The sequence below is a fragment of the Marinovum sp. genome, from assembly GCF_048263515.1.
GTDB lineage: Bacteria > Pseudomonadota > Alphaproteobacteria > Rhodobacterales > Rhodobacteraceae > Marinovum.
On record NZ_JBLXEC010000025.1, the window covers coordinates 23,001 to 48,132 of the forward strand.

A 25,132-nucleotide genomic window follows, 5' to 3' on the forward strand; every position below is an offset into this window, starting at 1 on the left:
ACATATTGTGGCCACGGCGGCAGGGGACAGACTGCAAACCTTCAGAGCCACGGGCCCTCTCGGCCCCGCCAGACCGCCCCTCGGGGCCGATGCGCCGCCGGGCGTGCAGAAACACCGGCGTGGACGAAGGATTGCACATGAATTTCACGCGGTATCGCCGCGACGGCGCTGGGCCGGGACCACAGGGTAAGAGGCAAGACACAGATGAAAATCGACAGACGGTTTACCAAGGCAGGCCAGGACGCCTACGCAGAGATCGACTTCGTCACCACCGCGTCGGAGATCCGCAATCCTGACGGCACCATCGTCTTCCGTCTCGACAATGTCGAAGTGCCCGCATCCTGGAGCCAGGTAGCCAGCGACGTCATCGCCCAGAAATACTTCCGCAAGGCCGGCGTGCCGACCGAGCTCAAGAAGGTCCGCGAAAAGGACGTGCCAGAGTTCCTGTGGCGCTCGGTTCCCGCCAATGACGACACCCCGCGCACCGGCGAAACTTCGTCCAAGCAGGTGTTCGACCGTCTGGCCGGCGCCTGGGCCTATTGGGGCTGGAAAGGTGGCTACTTCACCACCGAGGACGACGCCCGCGCCTATTACGACGAGATGCGCCACATGCTGGCGACCCAGCGCGCGGCCCCCAACAGCCCGCAATGGTTCAACACCGGCCTGCACTGGGCCTATGGCATCGATGGCCCGGGGCAGGGCCACTATTACGTCGATTACAAGACCGGCAAGCTGACCCGGTCGAAATCGGCTTACGAACATCCGCAGCCGCACGCGTGCTTTATCCAGTCGGTCGCGGATGACCTGGTCGGTGACGGAGGCATCATGGATTTGTGGGTGCGCGAAGCGCGCCTGTTCAAATATGGCTCCGGCACCGGCACGAACTTCTCGTCGCTGCGCGCCGAGGGGGAAAAGCTGTCCGGCGGTGGCAAGTCCTCGGGCCTGATGGGCTTTCTCAAGATCGGTGACCGCGCGGCCGGCGCCATCAAGTCGGGCGGCACCACGCGCCGTGCGGCCAAGATGGTGATCTGCGATGCCGACCACCCGGACATCGAGGAATTCATCAACTGGAAGGTCAAGGAAGAGCAGAAGGTCGCCTCGATCGTCGCCGGCTCGAAGATGCACGAAAAGATGCTCAACGGCATCTTCGCGGCGATCGCCGCCTGGGACGGTAAGGTGGAAGACGCCTACGACCCGACAAAAAACGACGCGCTGAAGGCCGCGATCCGCGCCGCCAAGAACGTCATGATCCCCGAGACCTATATCAAGCGCGTGCTCGACTATGCCCGCCAAGGCTATTCCTCGATCGAGTTCCCGACCTATGATACCGATTGGGATTCAGAGGCTTATGCCTCGGTCTCCGGGCAGAACTCGAACAATTCGATCCGCGTCACCAATGCCTTTCTCGAGGCAGTGAAGAATGGCGAGAAATGGGCGCTGCTGAACCGCACCGACGGTCAGGTGGCCAAGGAAATCGACGCCCGCGAGCTTTGGGAGCAGGTGGGTCACGCGGCCTGGGCCTGTGCCGATCCGGGCATCCAGTACCATGACACCGTCAACCAGTGGCATACCTGCCCGGAAGACGGCGAAATCCGCGGTTCGAACCCGTGCTCGGAATACATGTTCCTCGACGACACCGCCTGCAACCTGGCGTCGATGAACCTGCTGACCTTCTACACCGACGGCAAGTTCCAGGCCGAGGACTACGTGCACGCCACGCGCCTCTGGACCCTGACGCTGGAGATCTCGGTCACCATGGCGCAGTTCCCCTCCAAGGAAATTGCCCAGCTGTCCTACGACTTCCGTACCCTGGGCCTTGGCTACGCCAATATCGGCGGCCTGCTAATGAACATGGGCTACGGCTACGACTCGGAAGAGGGCCGGGCGCTCTGTGGCGCGCTGACCGCGATCATGACCGGTGTGGCCTATGCCACCTCGGCCGAGATTGCCGGCGAGCTGGGGGCCTTCTCGGGCTACGAGCGCAATGCCAAGCACATGCTGCGCGTCATCCGCAACCACCGCACCGCCGCCTATGGCCGGTCCGACGGCTACGAGGGGCTGGCGATCAACCCGGTGCCGCTGGATCAGGTGAACTGCCCCGAGGCTGGTCTGGTCGACATGGCCAAGACCGCCTGGGACGAGGCGCTGCGCCTTGGCGAACAGCACGGCTACCGCAACGCGCAGACCACGGTCATTGCGCCCACCGGCACCATCGGCCTGGTCATGGATTGCGACACCACCGGCATCGAGCCCGACTTTGCCCTGGTGAAGTTCAAGAAACTCGCGGGGGGTGGTTACTTCAAGATCATCAACCGTTCGGTTCCGGCGGCACTGGAGAAACTCGGATATTCCTCCTCCCAGATTGAAGAGATCATCTCTTATGCCGTCGGTCACGGAAGCCTCGGCAATGCGCCGGGCATCAACCACACCTCGCTGATCGGCCATGGTTTCGGCAGCAAGGAAATCGAAAAGATCGAGGCGGCGCTGGCGTCGGCCTTCGACATCCGCTTCGTGTTCAACCAGTGGACCCTCGGCGAAGAGTTCTGCAAGGACGTGCTGGGCATCCCGGCCGCCAAGCTGACCGATCCGACCTTCGATCTGCTGCGTCACCTGGGCTATTCCCGCGCCGAGATCGAGGCTGCCAACGACCACGTCTGCGGCACCATGACCCTGGAAGGGGCGCCGCATCTGAAGACCGAGCACTACGTGATCTTCGACTGCGCCAACCCCTGCGGCAAGAAGGGCAAGCGCTTCCTGTCGGTCAACAGCCACATCGACATGATGGCGGCGGCGCAGAGCTTCATCTCGGGCGCGATCTCCAAGACCATCAACATGGCCAATGACGCTACCATCGAGGATTGCCAGGCCGCCTATGAACGGTCGTGGAAGATGGGCATCAAGGCCAATGCGCTCTACCGCGACGGGTCCAAGCTGAGCCAGCCGCTGGCGGCCGCGCTGGTCGAGGACGACGAAGAGGCGGCCGAAGTGCTCGAAAGCGGCAACCAGACCGAAAAGGCACAGGTGCTGGCCGAGAAGATCGTCGAGAAGATCATCGTCAAGGAGATCATCAAGTCCGAGCGCTCCAAGATGCCGGAACGCCGCAAGGGCTATACCCAGAAGGCGATTGTCGGCGGTCACAAGGTCTATCTGCGCACCGGTGAATACCAGGATGGCACCCTGGGCGAGATCTTCATCGACATGCACAAGGAAGGTGCCGGGTTCCGGGCGATGATGAACAACTTCGCCATCGCGGTCTCGGTGGGCCTGCAATACGGCGTGCCGCTGGAGGAATTCGTCGACGCCTTCACCTTCACCAAGTTCGAGCCCGCGGGCATGGTGCAGGGCAACGACTCGATCAAGAATGCCACTTCCATCCTCGACTACATCTTCCGCGAGCTGGCGGTGTCCTACCTGGACCGCACCGACCTGGCCCATGTGAAGCCCGAAGGTCACAGCTTCGATGACCTGGGCCGCGGCGTCGAGGAGGGGCAACCCAACGTCACCGAGGTCAGCGAAAGCGCTGCCACCAAGTCGCTGGCGGTGCTGAAGCAGATCAGCTCCACCGGCTACCTGCGCAAACGCCTGCCCCAGGAGCTTGTCGTGCTCCGGGGCGGTCAGGCGGAGGATCCGGTCATGGCCCTCCAGACCCTGGTTCCGGAACTCCGCAATGACGGCGGCAGTGTCGCGGCCGCGGTGACGACGACAACGGCCGTGGCCAGCGGCGGGGTGACGATGGACGCCCGCGTCAAGGCCAAGATGCAGGGCTACGAAGGCGATCCCTGCGGCGATTGCGGCAACTACACGCTGGTGCGCAACGGCACCTGCATGAAGTGCAACACCTGCGGCGGCACCTCGGGCTGCAGCTAAGGAGCGAGAGATGTCTACGGAAGAGAACGGAACATCGAATAAGTCGGTCGGCATCCGATTGGAGAATTGCTTGAATGGCCGAATTGAGAATGTCCAAGGTGTTGGCGGCGATACGCTGATCTCAGCTGAAAATTCGACCGGCATTAGCGTAAGGAAGATCAACTACTCAGGTGGTAGGCAGGCGTTCGAGGGTCGCAACGTAAAAGACCTTGTTATCTCAGACGTGACTTTTACGGCGGGCGTTGGCTGTTCTGAGGTTGCCAGTAAAGTGCTTAGGACTTCAGAAGGCCAAGAGTTACTGACCAAGTTAAAGCAAGCAGCACAGGAGGGGGCAACCGATGACGACCTCCAGCGTCATGCACAGACCTCAAAGGTCGGTCAATGGCTTAAAAACCAAAAGTTCACTGACTGGGCGGGTCTAGTTCATCGTATTTTGGAAGGCTTTGGAGCAACCTAACTATGGGGCGGGTGCGCTCGCCCCTTGCACGACCAGGCCGCAGGCAAAAAGCATCGAGCGGTGTAATGATGAGCTTGGTTTGTGAAACTGGGGCGCTTCGGCGCCCCATTTTGTTTTTCAGATCAAGGGATTGTCGCCCGAAGCTCACACATCCGGGCGCGCCCCCGTAGGGTGGGTTTGCAACCCACCGCTCCCGCCGCCAAACCCGCCGCTCTCACCACCCCAGAAAAACATACCCACAGCCAAACGCACATTTACCCCATTTCTCAAGCCTCTGTTATCAAGAGATTTCCGCCCCATAACGCCGCCTGCACACATATCCATCCACAGAATTGTCCCGTCTTTCCACAGCCCCTGAAACCGGCCCGCTCCGCGCAACCGGCCTTAAGGTCTTTTCTTTTCCCGGCCCGCGTGAAATAGGGAAGCGTCAAATGCTGCTGCTCAAGAGGACCGCCGAATGGAGATTCGCGAGGCGCTGACATTTGACGATGTGCTGCTGGTACCGGCTGCGTCCAATGTCCTGCCCAACACTGCCGACACCACCACCCGGGTCACCCGCGCCATCGGGATGAACATCCCGCTGCTCAGCTCGGCGATGGACACCGTCACCGAAAGCCGCATGGCGATCACCATGGCCCAGGCCGGTGGCATCGGCGTGATCCACAAGAACCTCAGCGTCGAGGCGCAATCGCGCGAGGTGCGTCGGGTCAAACGCTTTGAGAGCGGCATCGTCTACAACCCCGTCACGCTCCGCGTCGACCAGACGCTGGCAGACGCCAAGGCCCTGGTCGAGCGCTACAATTTCACCGGTTTCCCGGTGGTGGACGAGCGCGGCCACGTGGTCGGCATCCTGACCAACCGCGACATGCGCTTTGCCCAGAGCGATGACACGCCGGTCAAACTGATGATGACCTCGGACAATCTCGCCATGCTGGCCGAGCCAGCCGATCTGGAGCAGGCCAAGAGCCTGATGAAGGAACGCCGCATCGAGAAGCTGCTGGTGCATGACGGCAAGGGCAAGCTCACCGGTCTGCTCACCCTGCGCGACACCGAACAGGCGGTGCTCAACCCCACCGCCTGCAAGGATGCGCTGGGGCGTCTGCGGGTGGCTGCGGCCACTTCGGTGGGTGATGCGGGCTTTGAGCGTACGGGCGAGCTGGTCGATGCCGGCGTCGACATCGTGGTGATCGACACTGCGCATGGCCATTCCGCCGGGGTGATCGACGCGGTGCGCCGCGCCAAGCAGCTCTCGAACGAGGTTCAGGTGATTGCAGGCAACGTTGCCACCGGCGAGGCGACCCGCGCGCTGATCGACGCTGGTGCGGATGCGGTCAAGGTCGGCATCGGCCCGGGCTCGATCTGCACCACCCGCATGGTCGCCGGTGTCGGCGTGCCGCAGCTCACCGCCGTGATGGATTGCGCCAAGGCCGCCGGTGACGTGCCGGTGATCGCCGACGGTGGCATCAAGTTCTCTGGCGATTTCGCCAAGGCCATCGCTGCCGGCGCCTCCTGCGCCATGGTCGGCTCGATGATCGCCGGCACGGATGAAAGCCCCGGCGAGGTGATCCTCTACCAGGGCCGCTCGTTCAAGGCCTATCGCGGCATGGGCAGCCTCGGCGCCATGGCGCGCGGCTCGGCCGACCGGTATTTCCAGAAGGACGCCGCCTCTGACAAGCTGGTGCCCGAGGGCATCGAGGGGCAGGTGGCCTACAAGGGCTCGGCCGGGGCGGTGATCCACCAGCTCGTCGGCGGTCTGCGGGCGGCCATGGGCTATACCGGCTGCGCTACCATCGAGGAGATGCGCAGCAACTGCAGCTTCGTCAAGATCACCGGGGCCGGCCTGCGCGAGAGCCATGTGCACGACGTGCAGATCACGCGCGAGAGCCCGAACTACCGGGTCGGCTGATGACACCGGCGGCGCGGATCCAGACAGGCGGTGAATTGCTCGATGCGATCCTTGCGGGGCAGGCGGCCGAACAGGCCCTGACCCGCTGGGCGCGCGGCAACCGCTATGCCGGCTCCAAGGACCGTGCCGCGATCCGCGATCTGGTCTTTGACGCGCTGCGGCGCAAACGGTCCTATGGCGCGCTTGGCGGCGCGGTCACCGGCCGCGGGTTGATGCTTGGCGCACTGCGCGCCGAGGGCACGCCGATTGATGACATCTTCACCGGCGAGCGCTTCATGCCCGCGCCCGTGACCGATGAGGAACGCGCCGCGTTCCGCGATCCCACCGAGGCCGAGGCGCGCGACCTGCCGGATTGGCTCTGGCCGCGGTTCGAGGCCTCTCTGGGCGCTGAGGCCGAGACCGAAGCGCTGCTGCTGCGCGACCGCGCCGAAGTGTTCCTGCGCGCCAACCTATTGAAAACCAACCGGGACGATGCCTTGGCCGCCTTGGCCAGTGACGGCATCACCGCCCAGCCGCATCCGCTTTCGCCCACCGCCCTGCGCGTGACCGAGGGCGCCCGTCGGGTGCATCTGTCGGACGCCTACAAGGACGGGCTGGTCGAACTGCAGGATGTAGCCTCTCAGGCCGTGGTCGACGCTCTCGATCTGCAACCGGGCCAGCGCGTGCTTGATTTCTGCGCTGGCGGCGGCGGCAAGGCGCTGGCCATGGCCGCGCAGACCGGCGGCCCGGTCAGCGCCCATGACATCGACCCCGCGCGGATGGCCGACATCCCCGCCCGCGCCACCCGCGCCGGTGCCGAGATCACCTTAGAGACCGCGCCCAAAGGCCCCTTCGACCTCGTGCTCTGCGACGCGCCCTGCACCGGATCGGGCAGCTGGCGTCGCGCGCCCGAGGCCAAATGGCGACTGACCGAGGACCGCCTGACCGAGCTCTGCGCGCTGCAGGACAGCGTGCTCGACGCCGCCGCCCCGCTGGTCGGTCCCGGCGGCACGCTGGCCTATGCCACCTGTTCGCTGCTGGCTGACGAAAATGCCACCCGGATCGCCGCGTTTCAGGCCCGCCAGCCCGGCTGGAAAGTGCAGCGCGAGCGGCAGTTTACCCTTCAGGACGGCGGTGACGGTTTCTACATCGCGATGTTGAAACGCGACTGACTCTGTGTTCCTCTCAACCGGCAGGTGAGTGGCCCGTCAGCGGTTAACTCACCATTAAGGATCGCCGGGTGTAATGGCCAAAACGCGATGAGCCTGGAGAGTCGGTTTGGCAGAGACGATGAGCGCAGATCCCACGCACGACGACCGCCCCCCGCCGGCGGACCGGCGGCCGCTGTACCTGGTTGCCCTGGCGGTGGCCCTGATCGCGGCCTCGGGGCTCTTGCCCGGCGGCATCGCGGCGCTCGGCGCCCTGGCGCTGGGGGTGGGGATCTTCTGTTCGGCGCTCCTGCTGCATGGCCGCCAGCTGCTGCAACGGCGCGGCCAGCTGCGCGTGCTGCAGCAGATGGCGCATTTCCTTGCAGGGGATCCGGCGGTCACGGTGGTGGCCGATGCCGAGGGCGAGATCCATCACGTCAATCCCGCCGCCCGCGCGCGGTTTCCCGATGCCGAGACGCTGACCAGCCAGGAAAGCGGCGAAGGCGGCAATGTTGCCGGGCTCTTGCGCGGGCTGATGGCCAACCCGGCCAGCGTGGTCTACCGCCTGCAGAAAAAGGCCGAATCGCAAGGGGTTGCCAGCGACACGGTCAGTACCCGCAGCGGCCAGGTCTCGCTCTCGGTGCACGGGATCGGCGGCGGGCTGCGGCTCTGGCGGATCGAGGAAAGTCGCGCCTCCGCCGGCGAACAGGCCGAAGCCGGGCTGCTGCCGCGGCTGACGGTGGGGCGGGGCGGCACGATCCTCTTCATGAACGCTGCCGCGCGCAAGCTGATCGGCAAGCGGGTCTCGGCGCTCGACCGGCTGAGCAGCGATCCGCTCGAAAACGGCAAGGTGATCTCGGTCGACACCGCCTCCGGGCCCGTCGCGCGGCTGGTCAGCGAGGTACCGCTGAACGGTGGCCGGCGCGAGCTCTTCTTCCTGCCGCCCCCGGCCGAGAGCGAGAGCAGCACCAGTTTCGACCATCTCAGCGTGCCGCTGATGAAGGTCTCGCAGAACGGCATCGTGACCCGCGCCAATCACGAAGCGCTCAAACTGCTGAACGTCGAGGATGTCTCGGGCAAGAAACTCGCCGACCTGATGGAGGGACTGGGCCGCCCGGTTACCGACTGGCTGCGTGATGCCGCCACCGGCAGAGGCCAGAAGCAATCGGAATTCCTGCGCATTTCGCGCCGCGACCGCGAGGTTTTTGTCCAGGTGGTGCTGAACCGCGTCTTCGAAGACGGCGAGCCGTCGATCATCGCGGTGCTGAACGACGCGACCGAATTGAAGACCCTGGAGGCGCAATTCGTCCAGAGCCAGAAGATGCAGGCCATCGGCCAGCTCGCCGGCGGTGTGGCACATGACTTCAACAACCTTCTGACAGCGATTTCAGGCCATTGCGACCTGCTTCTGCTGCGCCACGACCAGGGCGATCCGAACTACGGCGACCTCGTCCAGATCAACCAGAATGCCAACCGTGCCGCCGCCCTGGTGGGGCAACTTCTGGCCTTTTCGCGCAAGCAGACGCTTTGTCCCGAGGTGCTCGATCTGCGCGACACCCTGGCCGACCTGACCCACCTGTTGAACCGCCTTGTGGGCGAGCGGGTGGTGCTGGCGCTGGATCACGACCCCGTCCTGCGCACCATCCGCGCCGACAAGCGGCAGCTGGAACAGGTGCTGATGAACCTGGTGGTCAACGCCCGCGACGCCATGCCCGAAGGCGGCGAGATCCGCATCACCACCGAGGGCCTCACCCTCGATGCGCCGCTGAAGCGCGACCGCGCTTCGGTGCCGCTGGGCGATTACGTGCTGGTCAAGGTGCAGGACAAGGGCGTCGGTATCGCCCCGGACATGCTGCAGAAGGTCTTCGAGCCCTTCTACACCACCAAGCGCACCGGCGAAGGCACCGGTCTGGGCCTCTCGACGGTCTATGGCATCGTCAAGCAGACCGGCGGCTTCATCTTCGTCGATTCGGTGGTGGGCAAAGGGACCTGCTTTTCCCTGCTCTTCCCGGTCTACAGCGAAAAGCCGGCGGCCGATGCCATCAGCCTCGCCCTCGAAGAGGAAGGCGCCGGCGGTCCGGACCATGACGCGGTGATCCTGCTGGTCGAAGACGAGGCGCCGGTGCGGGCCTTTGCCAGCCGCGCCCTGCGGATGCGCGGCTTCAAGGTGCTCGAGGCCGCCTCGGCGGAGGAGGCGCTGGAACTGCTGCGCGACCCGGAAATCGAGGTGAATGTCTTCGTGACCGACGTGGTGATGCCCGGCCTCGACGGTCCCAGCTGGGTCCGTCAGGCACTGGTAGATCGGCCAGAGGTCAAAGTGGTCTTCGTCTCGGGCTATGCGCAGGAAAGCTTCCACGACGATCAGGCCGCGATTCCCAATTCCACCTTCCTGCCGAAGCCCTTCTCGCTGGTGGAACTGACCGACACCGTCCAGCGGCAGTTGCACTGACGTGTCCCGGCCCCCGTGCCGGGACCTCATGGCCGACCACGAGGCCCCGGATCGGGGTCCGGGGCGGGCGGCGCCAAGCCCCGAGGCAATCAGGAAATCGAGTCGTAAAGCTCGAATTCAGCGGCACATTTGCGGCGCAGCTTGGCTTCGACCCGGGGGGACAGCGCGACCTCGATCTGCGGCGAGACATTCTCGCGCGGCAGATCCAGTGTCACCGAGAGCCGGTCTTCCAGAAAAGCGATCAGCCGCGCCTGGTCTTCGTAGCGGAACAGATGGGTGACGCTGGTGCCATTGGGCCGGGGCTCGAGGAACTTGGCCTGGCTGCCGACATTGGCAAACCCCGGGCGCGCGCCCTTGCAATAGCCTTCGACAAATTCGTCGAAGCTCAGGTGTTCGGTGGAATTTGGTTTGCCCGACATGAAGGGCCGTTGGCGGTAGCGGTACCAACTGGACAGCCAGGAGATCGGCTCGCGCATCACCGCCAGGGTCTCCATGTCCGGAGCCCCCATCTTTTCGAACATCGGGCGAAAGAACCGGTTGTAGCGATAGACCGGCGCATGTTTCAGATCCGGCGGATTGAGGATCGCCATGTCGGCCTTTGGAGCCAGCGCCTTGTCATAGGCCGACGTCCCGGTTTTCGGAACCGCCAGAAACGCCAGTCTTTCTCTCCAGAATACAAGCACTTGCACGACCCTTTTGATGCGGAAACCACAGCCTTGGCGCAGCATAGGCAGGCGGTTCTCCGCCGTAAACCAATCTTTAAGCTTTCTGCGAAACAGTGGAAACGAAGAGAATTCTCTTGAAATGTTCTTGTTTTGGTCGCACATAGGAACAAGGCAAGAACATTTGGTGGCATTGCCGCTTCCGAGGCGGTGTGAAATAAGGGCCCGAACGCATGGCAACGGCAGATCTTCTCTCGATGAGCAAAAAGAACAACCCCGACAAGCAAAAGGCGCTCGACAGCGCCCTGGCCCAGATCGAACGTCAGTTCGGCAAGGGGTCGATCATGAAACTCGGCGGTGAGAACGCGCTGCCCGACATCGAGGCGACCTCGACCGGGTCGCTTGGTCTCGACATTGCGCTGGGGATCGGCGGGCTGCCCAAGGGGCGGATCATCGAGATCTACGGCCCGGAATCCTCGGGCAAGACCACGCTGACACTGCATTGCGTCGCGGAAGAGCAGAAGCTGGGCGGCGTCTGTGCCTTCGTCGATGCCGAACATGCGCTCGACCCGCAATATGCCAAGAAGCTGGGCGTGAACCTCGACGAGCTGCTGATCTCGCAGCCCGACACCGGCGAACAGGCGCTCGAGATCACCGATACGCTGGTGCGCTCCGGCGCGGTCAACCTCGTGGTCGTCGATTCGGTCGCGGCGCTGACCCCCAAGAGCGAGCTAGAGGGCGACATGGGCGACAGCTCGGTCGGCGTGCATGCCCGTCTGATGAGCCAGGCGATGCGCAAGCTCACCGGCTCGATCAGCCGGTCGAAATGCATGGTGATCTTCATCAACCAGATCCGCATGAAGATCGGCGTGATGTTCGGCTCGCCCGAAACCACCACTGGCGGCAATGCGCTGAAATTCTACAGCTCGGTGCGGCTCGATATCCGCCGCATCGGCGCGATCAAGGACCGTGACGAGGTGGTCGGCAACCAGACCCGCGTCAAGGTCGTCAAGAACAAGGTCGCGCCGCCGTTCAAGCAGGTGGAATTCGACATCATGTATGGCGAGGGCATCTCGAAGATGGGCGAACTGCTCGATCTGGGCGTCAAGGCCGGGGTGGTCGACAAGTCCGGCGCCTGGTTCTCCTATGGCGACGAGCGGATCGGGCAGGGGCGCGAGAACGCCAAGACCTTCCTGCGCGAGAACAAGCGCATGGCGCTGGAGATCGAAGACAAGATCCGCGCGGCCCACGGGCTCGACTTCGACATGCCGCCAGAGGACAAGGACGACGAGGATGTGATGGAGGCGTAAGGCCGGCATCCCTCGCCGGGGGCTGACATGGCTCCGGAACACCAAACGAAACGGGGCGCGGCACAGGCTGCGCCCCGTTTCTTTGTGACAAACGCCCCGGTCCGGCGGCCGATATCGCGTCGCCCGGCCTTTCCGCCCAACCTGTTATGGACAGCGCCCGGACGGGGCGATACACCTGCGCCGACCTTGAGAAGAAGATGACCCAATGGCCACGCTGAACGACATCCGCTCCACCTTCCTCGATTTCTTTGCCAAGAACGGCCACGAGGTTGTGCCCTCGAGCCCGCTTGTGCCGCGCAACGACCCGACGCTGATGTTCGTCAACTCGGGCATGGTGCAGTTCAAGAACCTGTTTACCGGCGTCGAGAAACGCGACTACGTGCGCGCGACCACCAGCCAGAAATGCGTTCGCGCCGGCGGCAAGCACAATGACCTCGACAACGTGGGCTATACCGCGCGGCACCATACCTTCTTTGAAATGCTGGGGAATTTCAGCTTTGGCGATTACTTCAAGACCGAGGCGATCCCCTATGCCTGGGATCTGATCACCAAGGATTTCGGCATCGATCCCAAGCGGCTGTTGACCACGGTCTATCACACCGACGACGAGGCCTTCGAGATCTGGAAGAAGGTGGGCGTGCCGGAGGATCGGATCATCCGTATCGCCACCTCCGACAACTTCTGGCAGATGGGGCCGACCGGGCCTTGCGGGCCCTGCACCGAGATCTTCTACGATCACGGCGAGCACATCTGGGGTGGCCCCCCGGGCAGCCCCGAGGAAGACGGCGACCGGTTCATCGAGATCTGGAACATCGTCTTCATGCAGAACGAGCAGTTCGAGGACGGCAGCATGCGCCCCCTCGACATGCAGTCGATCGACACCGGCATGGGGCTGGAACGGATCGGCGCGCTGCTGCAGGGCAAGCACGACAATTACGACACCGACCTGATGCGCAGCCTAATCGAGGCCAGCGCCGATGTCTCCTCGACCGATCCGGACGGGCCGGGCAACGTGCATCATCGGGTGATCGCCGATCACCTGCGCTCGACGTCGTTCCTGCTGGCCGATGGCGTGATGCCCTCGAACGAGGGTCGCGGCTACGTGCTGCGCCGCATCATGCGCCGCGCCATGCGGCACGCGCATCTGCTGGGCGCCAAGGACCCGATGATGTTCCGGCTGGTGCCGGCGCTGGTGCGACAGATGGGGGCGGCGTACCCCGAGCTGGGCCAGGCGCAGGCGCTGATCGAAGAGACGCTGCGGCTGGAAGAAACCCGCTTCAAGGCGACGCTCGACCGCGGGCTGAAGCTGCTGGATGACGAGCTCTCGGGCCTGCCAGAGGATGCGCGCCTGCCGGGCGAGACCGCCTTCAAGCTTTATGACACCTACGGCTTCCCGCTCGACCTGACGCAGGATGCGCTGCGCGAAAAGGGTCGCGAGGTCGATACCGCCGGTTTCGACGCCGCCATGGCCGAGCAGAAGGCCAAGGCGCGTGCGGCCTGGGCCGGCTCGGGCGAGACCAAGGATGCCGAGGTCTGGTTCGACATCGCCGACACGCATGCGGCGACCGATTTTCTGGGCTATGACACCGAAGAGGCCGAGGGCCAGGTGCTGGCGTTGGTCAAGGATGGCGCCCAGGTCGAGAGCCTGGGAGAAGGCGAGGAGGGCTGGCTGGTGGTCAACCAGACGCCGTTCTATGCCGAGAGCGGCGGCCAGGTCGGCGACAGCGGCGCCTATCGGAAATCCGGCGGCAAAGGCGTGATCGCCGACACCCGCAAGATGGCCGGCGGGCTCTTTGCCCATCGCGTCACGTCCGAGGAAGGCACGCTCGCCAAGGGCGACGCGCTCGAGCTGAAGGTCGACAATACCCGCCGCAGCGCCATCCGCGCCAACCACTCGGCGACGCACCTGCTGCACGAGGCCCTGCGCGAGGCGCTTGGCGATCACGTGGCACAGCGCGGCTCGCTCAATGCCGACGACCGCCTGCGCTTCGACTTCAGCCACGGCAAGGCGCTGAGCCTCGACGAGATCAGCCGCGTCGAGCGTGACGTCAACACCTACATCCGCCAGAACGCCCCGGTGGAAACCCGGATCATGACGCCGGATGATGCCCGCGCCATGGGCGCGCAGGCGCTCTTTGGCGAGAAATACGGCGACGAGGTGCGGGTGGTCTCCATGGGCCGCAAGGCGGGCTCCGGCAAGGGGTCCGACAAGGCGACCTATTCGATCGAGCTTTGCGGCGGCACCCATGTGCGCCAGACCGGCGACATCGGCGCCTTTGTCTGCCTCGGCGACAGCGCGTCCTCGGCCGGCGTACGCCGGATCGAGGCGCTGACCGGGCAGGCGGCGCTGGACTACCTGCGGGCGCAGGACCATCGGCTGGCCGAGACCGCGCTGGAGCTCAAGACCCAGGCGGCCGAGGTGCCCGACCGGGTGCGCGCGCTGCTGGAAGAACGCAAGGCGCTGCAGAACGAGCTGGCCAACCTGCGCCGCGAATTGGCGATGTCGGGCGGCTCCAAGGGCCCCGAGGCCGCGACCGAAGAGATCGGCGGCGTGCCTTTCGTGGCCCAGGTGCTGACCGGGGTGACCGGCAAGGACCTGCCGCCGCTGATCGATGCGCAGAAGGAAAAACTGGGTTCGGCGGCGATCCTGCTGATTGCCGACACCGGCGGCAAGGCCGCGGTGGCCGCCGGGGTGACCGGTGACCTGACCGACAAGGTCTCGGCCGTCGACCTGGTGCGCGCGGCGGTGGCCGAGCTGGGCGGAAAGGGCGGCGGTGGCCGGCCCGACATGGCCCAGGGCGGCGGCGCCAGCGCCGAGAACGCAAGCAAGGCAATCGACGCGGCAAAAGCCGTGCTGGGAGGATGAGATGAGCGCCTACTGGATCGCACATGTGAACGTCACCGACGAAGAGGCCTATGGCCGCTACGCCAAGCTGGCCGGTGCGCCCATCGCCGCCCATGGCGGCGAGTTCCTGGCCCGCGGCGGCGCCTACGAGACGCTCGAGGGCAAGGACCGGGCGCGCCACGTGGTGGCCCGCTTCCCCTCGCTGCAGGCGGCGCATGATTGCTACAATTCCGACGCCTATCAGGAGGCGCTCAGCCATGCGCGCGGCGCGTCCGAGCGTGACCTGATCATCGTCGAAGGCGTGTAGGGTGGGTTTCTAACCCACCGCCACAGCCAACATTCCAAAACCAGAATAAACCCGGGCCGAGCCCCGGGTTTTTTCAAGTCTGCCGCCCGGCACCGGTGGGTTGCAAACCCACCCTACGCAAAAGGCCGGGCGTCATGCCCGGCCTTCCTGTCATCAAATCAGACGGTCTCAGCCCGCTTTCGACTGCCGCTTGCGCTCATGCGGGTCGAGGTAGCGCTTGCGCAGCCGGATCGACGTGGGCGTCACTTCGACCAGCTCGTCGTCGTTGATATAGGCAATCGCCTCTTCCAGCGAGAGCGTGACCGGGGTGGTCAGCCGCACCGCTTCGTCGGTGCCCGAGGCCCGCACGTTGGTCAGCTTCTTGCCCTTCAGCGGGTTCACCTCGAGATCGTTCTCGCGGCTGTGCTCGCCGATGATCATCCCGGTATAGACCTTGGCCTGCGCCCCGATGAACATCTTGCCGCGATCCTCGAGGTTCCACAGCGCATAGGCCACCGCCTCGCCGTTCTCCATCGAGATCAGCACGCCGGCCCGGCGGCCCGGGATCGGACCCTTGTGCTCGACCCAACCGTGGAACACCCGGTTCAGCACGCCGGTGCCGCGGGTGTCGGTCAGGAATTCGCCGTGATAGCCGATCAGCCCGCGCGACGGCACATGCGCGATGATCCGCGTCTTGCCGGCGCCGGCGGGGCGCATTTCGACCAGCTCGCCTTTGCGCGCGCCAGTCAGCTTTTCGATCACCGCGCCGGAGTATTCGTCATCGACGTCGATGGTGGCCTCTTCGACCGGCTCCATCCGCTTGCCGTCGACTTCCTTCATGATCACCTGGGGACGCGAGATCGACAGCTCGAAGCCCTCGCGACGCATGTTCTCGATCAGAACGCCCATCTGCAGTTCGCCACGGCCCGACACCTCGAAGGCCTCGCCACCGGGCGTGTCGGCGATCTTGATCGCGACGTTGCTCTCGGCTTCCTTCATCAGGCGCTCGCGGATGACCCGGCTCTGCACCTTCTTGCCGTCACGGCCCGCCAGCGGCGAATCGTTGATGCCGAAGGTCACGGTGATGGTCGGCGGATCGATCGGCTGGGCATCCAGCGGCTCGTCGACGGCCAGGGCGCAAATGGTGTCGGCCACGGTCGCCTTGGACATGCCGGCGATCGAGACGATGTCGCCCGCCATGGCTTCCTCGATGTCCTGCTGGCCGAGGCCGCGGAAGGCCTGGATCTTGGTGACCCGGAACTGCTCGATCTTCTGGCCGATGCGCGACAGCGCCTGCACGGTTGCGCCGACCTTGAGCCGCCCGCTCTCGACCCGTCCGGTCAGGATGCGGCCGACAAAGGGATCGGCGCCCAGGGTGGTGGCCAGCATGCGGAAATCGTCGTTCTGGTGCTTGATCTGGCGCGGGGCTGGCACGTGGTTGACGATCAGGTCGAAGAGCGCCGACAGGTCCTTGCGCGGCCCGTCGAGCTCGTGATCGGCCCAGCCGTTGCGGCCAGAGGCATACATATGCGGGAAATCAAGCTGATCGTCGTTGGCATCGAGCGAGGCAAACAGGTCGAAACATTCGTCCAGCGCCCGGTCCGGCTCGGCATCAGGCTTGTCGACCTTGTTGAGCACGACGATCGGCCGAAGCCCCAGCGCCAGCGCCTTGGAGGTCACGAATTTGGTCTGCGGCATCGGGCCCTCGGCCGCGTCGACCAGCAGGACAACGCCGTCGACCATCGACAGGATGCGCTCGACCTCGCCGCCGAAATCGGCGTGGCCGGGGGTGTCGACGATGTTGATGCGGTGGCTCTTCCACTCGACCGAGGTCGGCTTGGCGAAGATGGTGATGCCGCGCTCGCGCTCGAGGTCGTTGCTGTCCATGGCGCGTTCTTCAACCGCCTGGTTGGCCCGGAAGGCGCCGGATTGTTTCAGAAGCTCGTCAACGAGTGTCGTCTTGCCATGGTCAACGTGCGCGATAATCGCGATATTGCGAAGGTCCATCGGGGATACCTTTATGTCGGAGTTGCGCGCCAACTATCGCCGCGCGCCCGGGAACGCCAGACCTAATGTGTCGCAGCCCCGGAAAACAGCTGGATCACGGCAATCCCGCCGATGATCATCGCCATTCCCACGAGCGCCGGCAGGTCCAGCTTCTGATGGAACACCAGATAGCCGATCAGCGCGATGAAGACGATCCCCAATCCCGACCAGAGCGCATAGGCCACGCCCACGGGAATGGTCCTCAGCGTCAGCGCCAGCAGGTAGAAGGCCAGCGCATAGGCCACCACCACCAGCACCGAGGGCCAGAACCGCGAAAACTGCTGGCTGGCCTGCAGCGCCGAGGTGCCGACGGTTTCCGCCGCCACAGCCAGGATAAGTGCCAGATAAGCGGGCATGAACAGACCTCCCTCGAAAACCAGAGACACACCCCTGCTTCTTCTGTTTGAAAATACCGCGGGGTCCGGGGCAGAGCCCCGGTCCGACGTCTCACAAAAGCGCTAGGCCGGCAAGCGGATCGGCAAGCGGTCGCGTATTGCCCGATCCACGTCCCCGGACAGTCGCGCCGAGGCCCGCTCCGCCAGGATCATCTCCTTGCGCGCCGTCGCCCGTTTCAGCAGGTCCGGCCGCCCCAGCTCCTCCCATTCCTTGGGCGAGGAGCGATCGCCCAGCGTCGGGTAGACGTAATCGGTCTGCATCAGCCCCAGCGTCTGGTCGGTGCCGAGGTAATGCCCGGGCCCCGAAAGACAGACCTCGCGGATCACCTCGACCGAGACACTGTCCTCGGTCACCTCGATGCCGCGCACGCAGCGCAGCGCCTGGCCGATCAGGTCGTCGCCGAGGATCAGGCTCTCGTGGCAGAAGCCCAGCAGAGAGGCATGCATGCCCGCCGCCTCGTAGACCATGTTGAGCCCCGAGAGCCCGGCCATGACGTTGGAGCACATCTGCTCCCAGCCGGCCTGCATGTCGGGCAGCTTGGCATCGGCGATCCCCGCCGCGGCGCCGCCGGGCAGGTCGTAGAACCCGTGCATCTGCGCGCAGCCCGCGGTCAGCAGCGCCTGTTCCCCCGATCCGCCGGACATCGCGCCGGTGCGCAGGTCCGACACGAAAGGCCAGGTGCCGAAGATCGCCGGATGGCCCGGCACGATGGCGTTGACATAGACCAGCCCCGCCAGGCATTCCGCCGTCGCCTGCACGATTGCCCCGGCGATCGAGGCGGGCGCGGTGGCCCCGGCCTGACCGGCCGAGAGCAGCAGCACCGGCATGCCGCCGCGGATGCATTCCTCCATCACCAGGCAGCTTTCGGTGGCGAATTTCATCGGCGGCACCACGAAGCAGTTCGAGTTCGACACGAAAGGCCGCGCCCGCCAGGCCTCTTCGCCGCCCGCCACCAGGTGCAGCATCTCCAGCGCGCGGGGCACGAAGCTGCCCTCGGTAAAGGAGGTGCCGATATGCTTGCGGGTGCCGGAGACGCAGGCGTAGATCGTGTTGATGTCCATCTCGAAGGGGTCTGGGATGTCGCGCGGCACCATCGGCCGCTGGACAAAGTGGATATTGTCGAGCCGGTCGGCGATCCGCGCCGCATCATGCAGGTCCTGCAGCGTGCTCTCGCGATAGCTGCGCCCGTCGACATCGACCATGTGCACCGCCGCGCCGGCGGTGCCGTAGTGCACCCGCGTGCCGCCCAGCTGCAGGTCATGCGCTGGGTCGCGGCCGCAGAGCGTGATCTCGCGGTTGGCGCGGGCCAGCGTGTCCTCGATCAGCGCCGGCGGAAAGCGCAGCCGGCCGTCGTCACCCAGCACGGCGCCCGCGGCGGTCAGCGCGGCAATCCCCGAGGGCGGCGCATCGGCGAGGCCCACGGTTTCCAGCAGTTCCAGCGCGGCGGCATGGATGCGCGCCATCTGCGGCTCGGTCAGCGGGGCGAGGCGCCCGCCGGACATGCCGGCGCGGATCGGGCGAAGGTGCTCGGCCAGCTTGGCAGAGCGGGCGGCACGGCGCGCGGCGCGGCCCCCCATGCGGGCGGATTTCGGGTGGTCGTGGGTGTTCATGTCTGGCTCCGGACGGAAGGAAAGGGTGGGGCTCAGCGCCACCCCGGCCTGCCGCGCGCCGCGCGGCCCCGGCCTGCGCCGATGGTCCTGCAGGTGATGATATGAAGGCAGACCCTGCGTGACATCCGCGTGCTCCCGGCCAATAATCCGAGCTTTGCCCGAGTCGCAGCCGGGGTCTGGCCCGTTTGCGACATGGCGTCGTTTTCGGATCCTGCGCCCTGCAAGAGACTGTCCCGGCGTCGGGAATCGTTGACCGGGCGCCATTTCGCAATAGGTCGACAGGGGCAGGGCGCAAGGACCGCGCGGCGCCATCCCGCCGCCCCGCCAAAGTGCGCAGGAACCGCAGGGTGAGCTGATGTCGATCGAGATCCTACCGGGAAGCTATTGCGGCGCCGCGCCGCTGCCGGCGCAGGCGTTGTCGGCGTGGAACCTCGACCCCGGTCTGCTGGCCACACTGGCACTCGCCGTCTTTCTCTTCCGCCGCAGCCCGCTGGGCCTCACCGGGGTCGCGGTTCTGGCGCTGGCCTTCGTCTCGCCGCTCTGCGCCATCTCGGTGGCGCTGTTTTCGGCGCGGGTGGTGCATCACGTGCTGCTGGTGGCCGTCGCGGCCCCCTTGCTGGCTGCCGCCCTGCCGCGCCTGCGAAGGGGCCAACCGGGGCTCGCCTTCCTCGTCTCCACTGCCGTGCTCTGGGGCTGGCACCAGCCCGCCGCCTATGACGCGGCGCTGGCCGACAAGGTGCTCTACTGGCTGATGCAGGTCACGCTGCTGACCTCGGCGCTCTGGTTCTGGCGGGCGGTGCTGGACCGACAGACCGGCATCGAGGCGGTGCTCTGGTCGCTTGCCGGCCTGATGCAGATGGGCGCGCTTGGCGCCTTGCTGACCTTCGCGCCCGAGCCGCTCTATGCCGCCCATGCGCTGGCGCCCTTCGACTGGGGCCTGACGCCGCTGGCTGACCAGCAGCTTGGCGGGCTGATCATGTGGGTGCCGGCGATGCTGCCCTACCTCGCGATGATCGCGCTCTCGGCGCGGCGCGGCTGGCAGGCCTCGGGGCAGGGCGCAGCATGAGCCTCCTGATCGGGTTGATCCCGCATCTCAAGGCGCTGCATCTGGCCATGCTGATCCTCTGGTGTGGCGGGCTCTTTGCGCTGCCGGTGATGCTGGCTTGGCATGACCCGGCGATCACCCAGAGCGATTACACCCGCATGCGTCGCGCCACCCATTTCACCTATACGCTCTGCGTCACCCCGGCGGCGGTGGTCGCCATCGCCTCGGGCACGCTCTTGATCTTTCTGCGCGAGGTCTTTGTCACCTGGATGTTCGCCAAGCTGGTGGCGGTGGCCTGTCTCGTGCTGCTGCATGTCTGGGTGGGCTATGCCGTGGTCGCCGTGGCCGAGCGGCGCGGCGTGCAACAGGCCGCGCATCGCCCCGGCTGGCCGCTGGCCTTCCTGGTCTCGGTGATCCTGGTGATCCTGACGCTGGTGCTGGCCAAGCCCGAACTGGGCGAGGTGCCGATGCCCGACTGGCTGACCACGCCACGCGGTCAGCCGCTGCCTTTCGACGTGCCCAGACGATAATCGAACACGAGTTTCCCGCCATGCCAGCCCGTCACCATGACCACCAGCACGTTGAAGCCCGACAGCAGGATGCCGTAGGGCAGGATCGCGCTCTCGTAGCCCTGCAGCCGGTAGCCCCAGTTCGCCCCCAGAAGCGACAAGAGCATCACGGCAATGACGAAATGCGTCCAGGCCGGGGCGCGGGCGCGGATGCCGGGAACGAGCAAAAGCTCGGCTGTGCCGGTGGCACCGGCGGCGAGGCCGAAGAGGAACGCCGTGCCCGCCGCCCAAACCGCGGCCCGCGCCCAGAAGAGCTCGCCGGACCACCAGTAGAGCGCATCCGCGCCAAGCGTGCAGAAGGTCAGCGCCACCGGAAAGGCCACGGTCATGGCGTGGATCGGGTGGCCCCAGATGCCGACGTTGGTCTCGGTATCGTCGTAACCCGGCGATTGTTCGATCGGATCGAGCAAAGGCTCGGGTTTTTCACGGGCCGCTTTGTCGGTCATCTGGGTGTCCTCTTGCGCTGCGGGTCTTTGGGGGTAACGCTCGTAGCGCTGTCTGGTTGCGAAGAAACCTTGTCGGCGGTGCATCCGGCGGGGCCGGCGGCGGCGATCATTGCCTCTTTGTGGTGGGTCCTGCTGGGCGGCGCAACGCTGATCTGCCTGTTCGTGGCCGGGCTGCTGCTCTGGGCCTGGCGTCGTCCGGCGGGCGCGGCGGACGCGCGCGGCTATGTGCTGGGCCTCGGGCTGGCCTTTCCGATCACCGTGCTGGCGGCGCTTCTGGCTTATGGTCTGGTGGTGGGCGAACGGCTGTTGCCGCGCGCGGTGCCAGAGGTCGTCTCGGTGCGCGCTGAGGCGCGGCAATGGGCCTGGCGTTTCGGCTATGACGACGCGCCGGGGCGCGAGACCGAGGGCGTGCTGCATATTCCGGCCGGCCGCCCCGTGGACGTGGCGATCACTACCGCGGACGTGGTGCATTCCTTCTGGGTGCCACGTCTGGCGGGCAAGCTCGACGCGGTACCGGGCCACGTCAATACCTTGCGCATCGAGGCCTGGGAGCCGGGCCGCTACGACGGCGTCAGCGCCGAGTTCAGCGGCGACGGCTACCGCGATCACCGCTTCGTCGTGGTGGCGCATGATGCCGAGGGCTGGCAGGCCTTCCTGCAAGGAGAGACACCATGAACGCGCTTCGCCGTCACCGCGCGCTGTCGCGGATCTGGGCCTCTGATCCCGGCTGGCGGGGCTGGTTCACCACCGTGAGCCATACCGACCTCGGCCGGATGTTTCTGGGCGTGGCGACCTTCTTCTTCGTGGTGGGCGGAATCCTCGCCATGCTGATCCGGGCGCAGCTGGCGACGCCGCGCTCGGCCTTTCTGGGACCGGACCATTACAACCAGATCTTCACCATGCACGGGACGATCATGATGTTCCTCTTCGCGATCCCGTTTTTCGAGGGGCTCGCGGTCTACCTCCTGCCGAAACTGCTGGGCACTCGCGATCTGGCCTTTCCGCGCCTCACCGCCTACGGCTTCTGGTGTTACGTCTTCGGCGGGGCGATGATGATCTTTGCGCTGCTGGCGGGCATTGCGCCCGACAGCGGCTGGTTCATGTATCCGCCGCTGTCCTCGACCCTGGGCGCACCGGGGATCAATCCGGATTTCTGGCTGATCGGCATCACCTTTGTCGAGATCTCGGCGATCTCGGCCGCGGTCGAGATCACCGTGACCGTGCTGCGCTATCGCGCGCCGGGGATGAAGCTGTCGCAGATGCCGATCTTTGCCTGGTATGCGCTGGTGACGGCGGTGATGATCCTGACCGGGTTCCCGCCGCTGATCCTCGGCTCGATCCTGCTCGAGCTGGAACGCGCCTTCGGCATGCCGTTCTTTCAGGTCTCGGCCGGGGGCGACGCGCTGCTCTGGCAGCACCTGTTCTGGCTCTTCGGTCACCCCGAGGTCTACATCATCTTTCTGCCAGCCGCCGGCGCGATCTCGACCATCCTGCCGGTGATGGCGCAGACCCGGCTGATGGGCTACGGCTGGATCGTCGCGGCGGCGGTGTCGCTGGCGGTGCTGAGCTTCGGGCTCTGGGTGCACCACATGTTCACCACCGGCATTCCGCACATGAGGCTGGCGTTCTTTTCCGCCGCCTCGACGCTGGTGGCGGTGCCGACGGCGGTGCAAATCTTTGCCTGGATCGGCACGCTGGCCACCGGGCGGCCGCGCCTGCATCTGCCGATGCTCTGGCTGCTGGGCTTTTTCGCCACTTTCGTGATCGGCGGGCTGACAGGGGTCATGGTCGCCATCGTGCCCTTCGACTGGCAGGTGCATGACACCTATTTCATCGTCGCCCACCTGCATTACGTGCTGGTCGGCGGCTTTGTCTTTCCGATGCTGGCGGCGCTCTATTACTGGATGCCGCATTTCACCGGGCGGCGGACCTATTTCAAGCTTGGCACCCTGGCCTTCTGGCTGGTCTTTGCCGGCTTCCACGGCACCTTTCTGCTGCTGCACTGGGCCGGGCTTCTGGGCATGCGGCGGCGGATCGACACCTTCGAGGCCGGGCAGGGCTGGGAGATGATCAACCTCCTGGCCTCGGTCAGCGGCTTTGTCATGGCCATCGGTTTTGCACTGGTGCTGATCGACGTGGTGATCAACGCCGCCGTGGCGATCCGCGGCTCGCGCGATCCCTGGGGCGCCAGCACGCTCGACTGGGCGATGCCGACGCCGCCGGCGGCCTACAATTTCGCCAGCCTCCCGCAGGTGACCTCGCGCCATCCGCTGACCGACACGCCGGATCTGCCGGCGCAACTGGCGCGCGGCGAGGGCTACCTCGGCGATCCCGCCCGCAACCGCCGCGAGACGCTGACCGTCGATATCGCGACAGCCAAGCCACGCTACATCGTGGTCTTTCCCGGCAATACCGCCCTGCCGATCAGGATGGCGGCGATCACCGGTCTGTTCTTTCTCGGCCTGCTGATCAAGGCCTACTGGCTGGTGCCGATCGCGGCGCTCGGCGTCACAGCCTGCGCGCTCTACTGGGTCTGGAGCCTCGGCCGCGCGCGCCCCGAAGGCGCGCTGCCGGTGGGCCGAGGCCTGTCGCTCTCTACCGCCGCCGAGGCGTCGGACCCGCCGGGCTGGTGGGGCTCGCTCTTCCTGCTCCTGGCGGATGGCACCTTCTTCGGCTCGCTGCTCTTCGGCTATGCCTTCCTTTGGACCGTGGCGCCGAACTGGCCGCCGCCGGCCTATGCCACGCCGGGCCTCTGGCCGCTGGCTCTGGTGTTGATGGGCGCGGGGCTGGCACTGATCGGCCCGCGGATCGCGCTGGGGCTGGCGGGGCTGGGGCAGGGGCTGATGACGACGGCCGGCGTGCTGGTGCTGCTGGGCGTGCCGGACCCGTCAGTCCACGCCTATGACGCCACGGTCTGGGTGCTAATCTGCTATGCGCTGGTCCATCACCTGGTCTGCCTGCTGATGGCAGGCCTCGTGGCCGCGCGCCGCCGGGCCGGACATTCCGCCGCCACGACCTACGGCGCCACCCGCGTGCTGCGGCTCTGGAGCAGCTACACCGTCGCCGTCACACTGGTCATCGCGGCGGTGGTGGGGCTGCCGGGGGTGCTGTCATGACCACGATCCTGCGCCTTGCCCTGCCGCTGACGCTCTGGCTGGCGAGTTTCTCGGCGATCTATGCCCTGCACGGTCTGCTCTGCTCCAGCCGCTGGGCCGTGGCCGGTGTGGACCTTCCGGGCCGCGGGGTGCTGATCGCCGCGCTGGTCATCGCGCTCCTGCTGCAGGTCGCGCTGATCGCCTTCCTGCGCGCCTCGGTCTGGCCCGAGACCGACCCCTCGATCCGGCGCATCAGCCTGGTTCTGGGCGCCGCGGCGCTGGTCAGCACGCTCTGGACGCTGATGCCGGTGGTGCTGGTCTCGCATTGCCTGTGAGGGGAACCCTGAGCGCCCCGAAACAAAAAACAGTTTGGGAAAACCGCGGTTAGCGTGTGACCCTTTTGAACGGCCACTCGAAAAGGGGATGTCAAATGAAGTACACAGACATTGCATTGACCTTTGTTCTTGGTACCGCGCCCGTTGCGCCATTGTTCGCCCAGTCACTCGAGCTCTGGGGATCGTCAGATTACTGGGACGTGATGATCGACCCCTCCCTGGGGGACGGATGTCTGATCCAGTCGGAATTCACCGACGGCTCCGTCGTGCGCATCGGCTTCGACCGGATCGAAGGCGGGGGCTATGTCACGGCCTTCAACATGTCATGGGGCGATATCGTCGATGGCGAATGGTACCCGATGTTCTTCGAGCTCGACGGTCAGGGCTACGATGCCGATGCAAAGGGCATGTATCTGAACGACGTGCCCGGCGCGGATATCCCGTTCGACAACCCGGATTTCCTGTTCGACATCGCTCGGATGTACACGATGACGCTCTTCAACGAGAACGGCGAGGTCATGTCGATCGATCTGACCGGCAGCTACAAGGCCTTGGAAGCGGCCATGGAATGCCAGGATGAGATGGGCTGACCGCAGCCGCCTGAGGGCCTTTCGCTGCAGAAAATAGTCGGCACACCTGAGCCGCAGGAAAGGGCGTCAAAGGGCGTCATGGAGTGACACC

The 25,132-nt window shown here is 65.6% G+C and carries 19 protein-coding genes; 14 read left to right on the forward strand and 5 right to left on the reverse strand.

The features are described from left to right. The first annotated feature begins 204 nt into the window (after nucleotides 1-204). The 5 genes from ACN0SE_RS17910 (at nucleotide 205) to ACN0SE_RS17930 (ending at nucleotide 9,806) form a co-directional block, all read left to right on the forward strand. Entirely contained in the window at nucleotides 205-3,867 is a 3,663-nt protein-coding gene (locus tag ACN0SE_RS17910) for a vitamin B12-dependent ribonucleotide reductase (RefSeq protein WP_417525899.1), read from the forward strand. 10 nt (nucleotides 3,868-3,877) lie between these two features. Continuing rightward, nucleotides 3,878-4,324, forward strand: coding sequence for a hypothetical protein (locus ACN0SE_RS17915; RefSeq protein ID WP_417525900.1), 447 nt, complete (start codon nucleotides 3,878-3,880; stop codon nucleotides 4,322-4,324). A 457-nt stretch (nucleotides 4,325-4,781) separates the two neighbouring features. Further along, complete coding sequence (gene guaB / locus ACN0SE_RS17920; protein WP_417525901.1) at nucleotides 4,782-6,230, forward strand: IMP dehydrogenase; 1,449 nt, start codon at nucleotides 4,782-4,784, stop codon at nucleotides 6,228-6,230. Next, nucleotides 6,230-7,381, forward strand: a complete 1,152-nt coding sequence (locus ACN0SE_RS17925; RefSeq protein WP_417525902.1) for an RsmB/NOP family class I SAM-dependent RNA methyltransferase — start codon at nucleotides 6,230-6,232, stop codon at nucleotides 7,379-7,381. The genes guaB and ACN0SE_RS17925 overlap by 1 nt, the downstream gene beginning before the upstream one ends. 118 nt (nucleotides 7,382-7,499) lie before the next feature. Next, nucleotides 7,500-9,806: an ATP-binding protein gene (locus ACN0SE_RS17930; protein ID WP_417525903.1), complete on the forward strand. Its 2,307-nt coding sequence runs from the start codon at nucleotides 7,500-7,502 to the stop codon at nucleotides 9,804-9,806. A gap of 89 nt (nucleotides 9,807-9,895) precedes the next feature. Here ACN0SE_RS17930 and ACN0SE_RS17935 read toward each other — a convergent pair whose 3' ends face one another. Then, nucleotides 9,896-10,489 carry a gamma-glutamyl kinase gene (locus ACN0SE_RS17935; RefSeq protein WP_417525923.1) on the reverse strand — a complete coding sequence of 198 codons (594 nt, stop codon included), beginning with the start codon at nucleotides 10,487-10,489 and terminating at the stop codon, nucleotides 9,896-9,898. Nucleotides 10,490-10,701: 212 nt separating this feature from the next. Between ACN0SE_RS17935 and recA the strand changes: the two genes are divergently transcribed. From recA to ACN0SE_RS17950, 3 genes are all read left to right on the forward strand, one after another. Beyond that, on the forward strand, nucleotides 10,702-11,778 hold the full coding sequence (gene recA / locus ACN0SE_RS17940; protein ID WP_417525904.1) for a recombinase RecA: 1,077 nt from the start codon (nucleotides 10,702-10,704) through the stop codon (nucleotides 11,776-11,778). Between the two features lie 205 nt (nucleotides 11,779-11,983). Next, the gene (gene alaS / locus ACN0SE_RS17945; RefSeq protein ID WP_417525905.1) at nucleotides 11,984-14,644 is read left to right on the forward strand and encodes an alanine--tRNA ligase; all 2,661 of its coding nucleotides are present in this window, start codon (nucleotides 11,984-11,986) and stop codon (nucleotides 14,642-14,644) included. 1 nt (nucleotide 14,645) lies between these two features. Continuing rightward, complete coding sequence (locus tag ACN0SE_RS17950; protein WP_417525906.1) at nucleotides 14,646-14,930, forward strand: DUF1330 domain-containing protein; 285 nt, start codon at nucleotides 14,646-14,648, stop codon at nucleotides 14,928-14,930. 168 nt (nucleotides 14,931-15,098) lie between these two features. Here ACN0SE_RS17950 and typA read toward each other — a convergent pair whose 3' ends face one another. The 3 genes from typA to ACN0SE_RS17965 all read right to left on the reverse strand — a co-directional run bounded on the left by typA (nucleotide 15,099) and on the right by ACN0SE_RS17965 (nucleotide 18,961). Beyond that, nucleotides 15,099-16,916, reverse strand: a complete 1,818-nt coding sequence (gene typA, locus ACN0SE_RS17955) for a translational GTPase TypA (protein WP_417525907.1) — start codon at nucleotides 16,914-16,916, stop codon at nucleotides 15,099-15,101. A gap of 62 nt (nucleotides 16,917-16,978) precedes the next feature. Further along, nucleotides 16,979-17,311: a DMT family transporter gene (locus tag ACN0SE_RS17960; protein WP_417525908.1), complete on the reverse strand. Its 333-nt coding sequence runs from the start codon at nucleotides 17,309-17,311 to the stop codon at nucleotides 16,979-16,981. A gap of 102 nt (nucleotides 17,312-17,413) precedes the next feature. After that, the gene (locus ACN0SE_RS17965; protein WP_417525909.1) at nucleotides 17,414-18,961 is read right to left on the reverse strand and encodes a trimethylamine methyltransferase family protein; all 1,548 of its coding nucleotides are present in this window, start codon (nucleotides 18,959-18,961) and stop codon (nucleotides 17,414-17,416) included. A gap of 355 nt (nucleotides 18,962-19,316) precedes the next feature. Here ACN0SE_RS17965 and ACN0SE_RS17970 point away from each other — a divergent pair, with 355 nt between their 5' ends. Together ACN0SE_RS17970 and ACN0SE_RS17975 are read left to right on the forward strand one after the other, a co-directional pair. Next, the gene (locus ACN0SE_RS17970; protein ID WP_417525910.1) at nucleotides 19,317-20,027 is read left to right on the forward strand and encodes a cytochrome c oxidase assembly protein; all 711 of its coding nucleotides are present in this window, start codon (nucleotides 19,317-19,319) and stop codon (nucleotides 20,025-20,027) included. Then, entirely contained in the window at nucleotides 20,024-20,536 is a 513-nt protein-coding gene (locus tag ACN0SE_RS17975) for a CopD family protein (protein WP_417525911.1), read from the forward strand. The genes ACN0SE_RS17970 and ACN0SE_RS17975 overlap by 4 nt, the downstream gene beginning before the upstream one ends. Here the strand turns inward: ACN0SE_RS17975 and ACN0SE_RS17980 are convergent. After that, nucleotides 20,503-21,021, reverse strand: coding sequence for a DUF2231 domain-containing protein (locus ACN0SE_RS17980; protein WP_417525912.1), 519 nt, complete (start codon nucleotides 21,019-21,021; stop codon nucleotides 20,503-20,505). The two genes, ACN0SE_RS17975 and ACN0SE_RS17980, sit on opposite strands and share 34 nt — an antisense overlap. Nucleotides 21,022-21,099: 78 nt before the next feature. Here ACN0SE_RS17980 and ACN0SE_RS17985 point away from each other — a divergent pair, with 78 nt between their 5' ends. From ACN0SE_RS17985 to ACN0SE_RS18000, 4 genes are all read left to right on the forward strand, one after another. After that, on the forward strand, nucleotides 21,100-21,696 hold the full coding sequence (locus ACN0SE_RS17985) for a cytochrome c oxidase subunit II (protein ID WP_417525924.1): 597 nt from the start codon (nucleotides 21,100-21,102) through the stop codon (nucleotides 21,694-21,696). Beyond that, nucleotides 21,693-24,137: a cytochrome c oxidase subunit I gene (gene ctaD, locus ACN0SE_RS17990; RefSeq protein WP_417525913.1), complete on the forward strand. Its 2,445-nt coding sequence runs from the start codon at nucleotides 21,693-21,695 to the stop codon at nucleotides 24,135-24,137. Before ACN0SE_RS17985 ends, ctaD begins: the two co-directional genes overlap by 4 nt. After that, complete coding sequence (locus ACN0SE_RS17995; RefSeq protein ID WP_417525914.1) at nucleotides 24,134-24,451, forward strand: hypothetical protein; 318 nt, start codon at nucleotides 24,134-24,136, stop codon at nucleotides 24,449-24,451. The genes ctaD and ACN0SE_RS17995 overlap by 4 nt, the downstream gene beginning before the upstream one ends. 95 nt (nucleotides 24,452-24,546) lie before the next feature. Next, a complete protein-coding gene (locus ACN0SE_RS18000) occupies nucleotides 24,547-25,041 on the forward strand; it encodes a hypothetical protein (protein ID WP_417525915.1) in 495 nt (164 codons plus the stop codon). Nucleotides 25,042-25,132 lie beyond the last annotated feature (91 nt).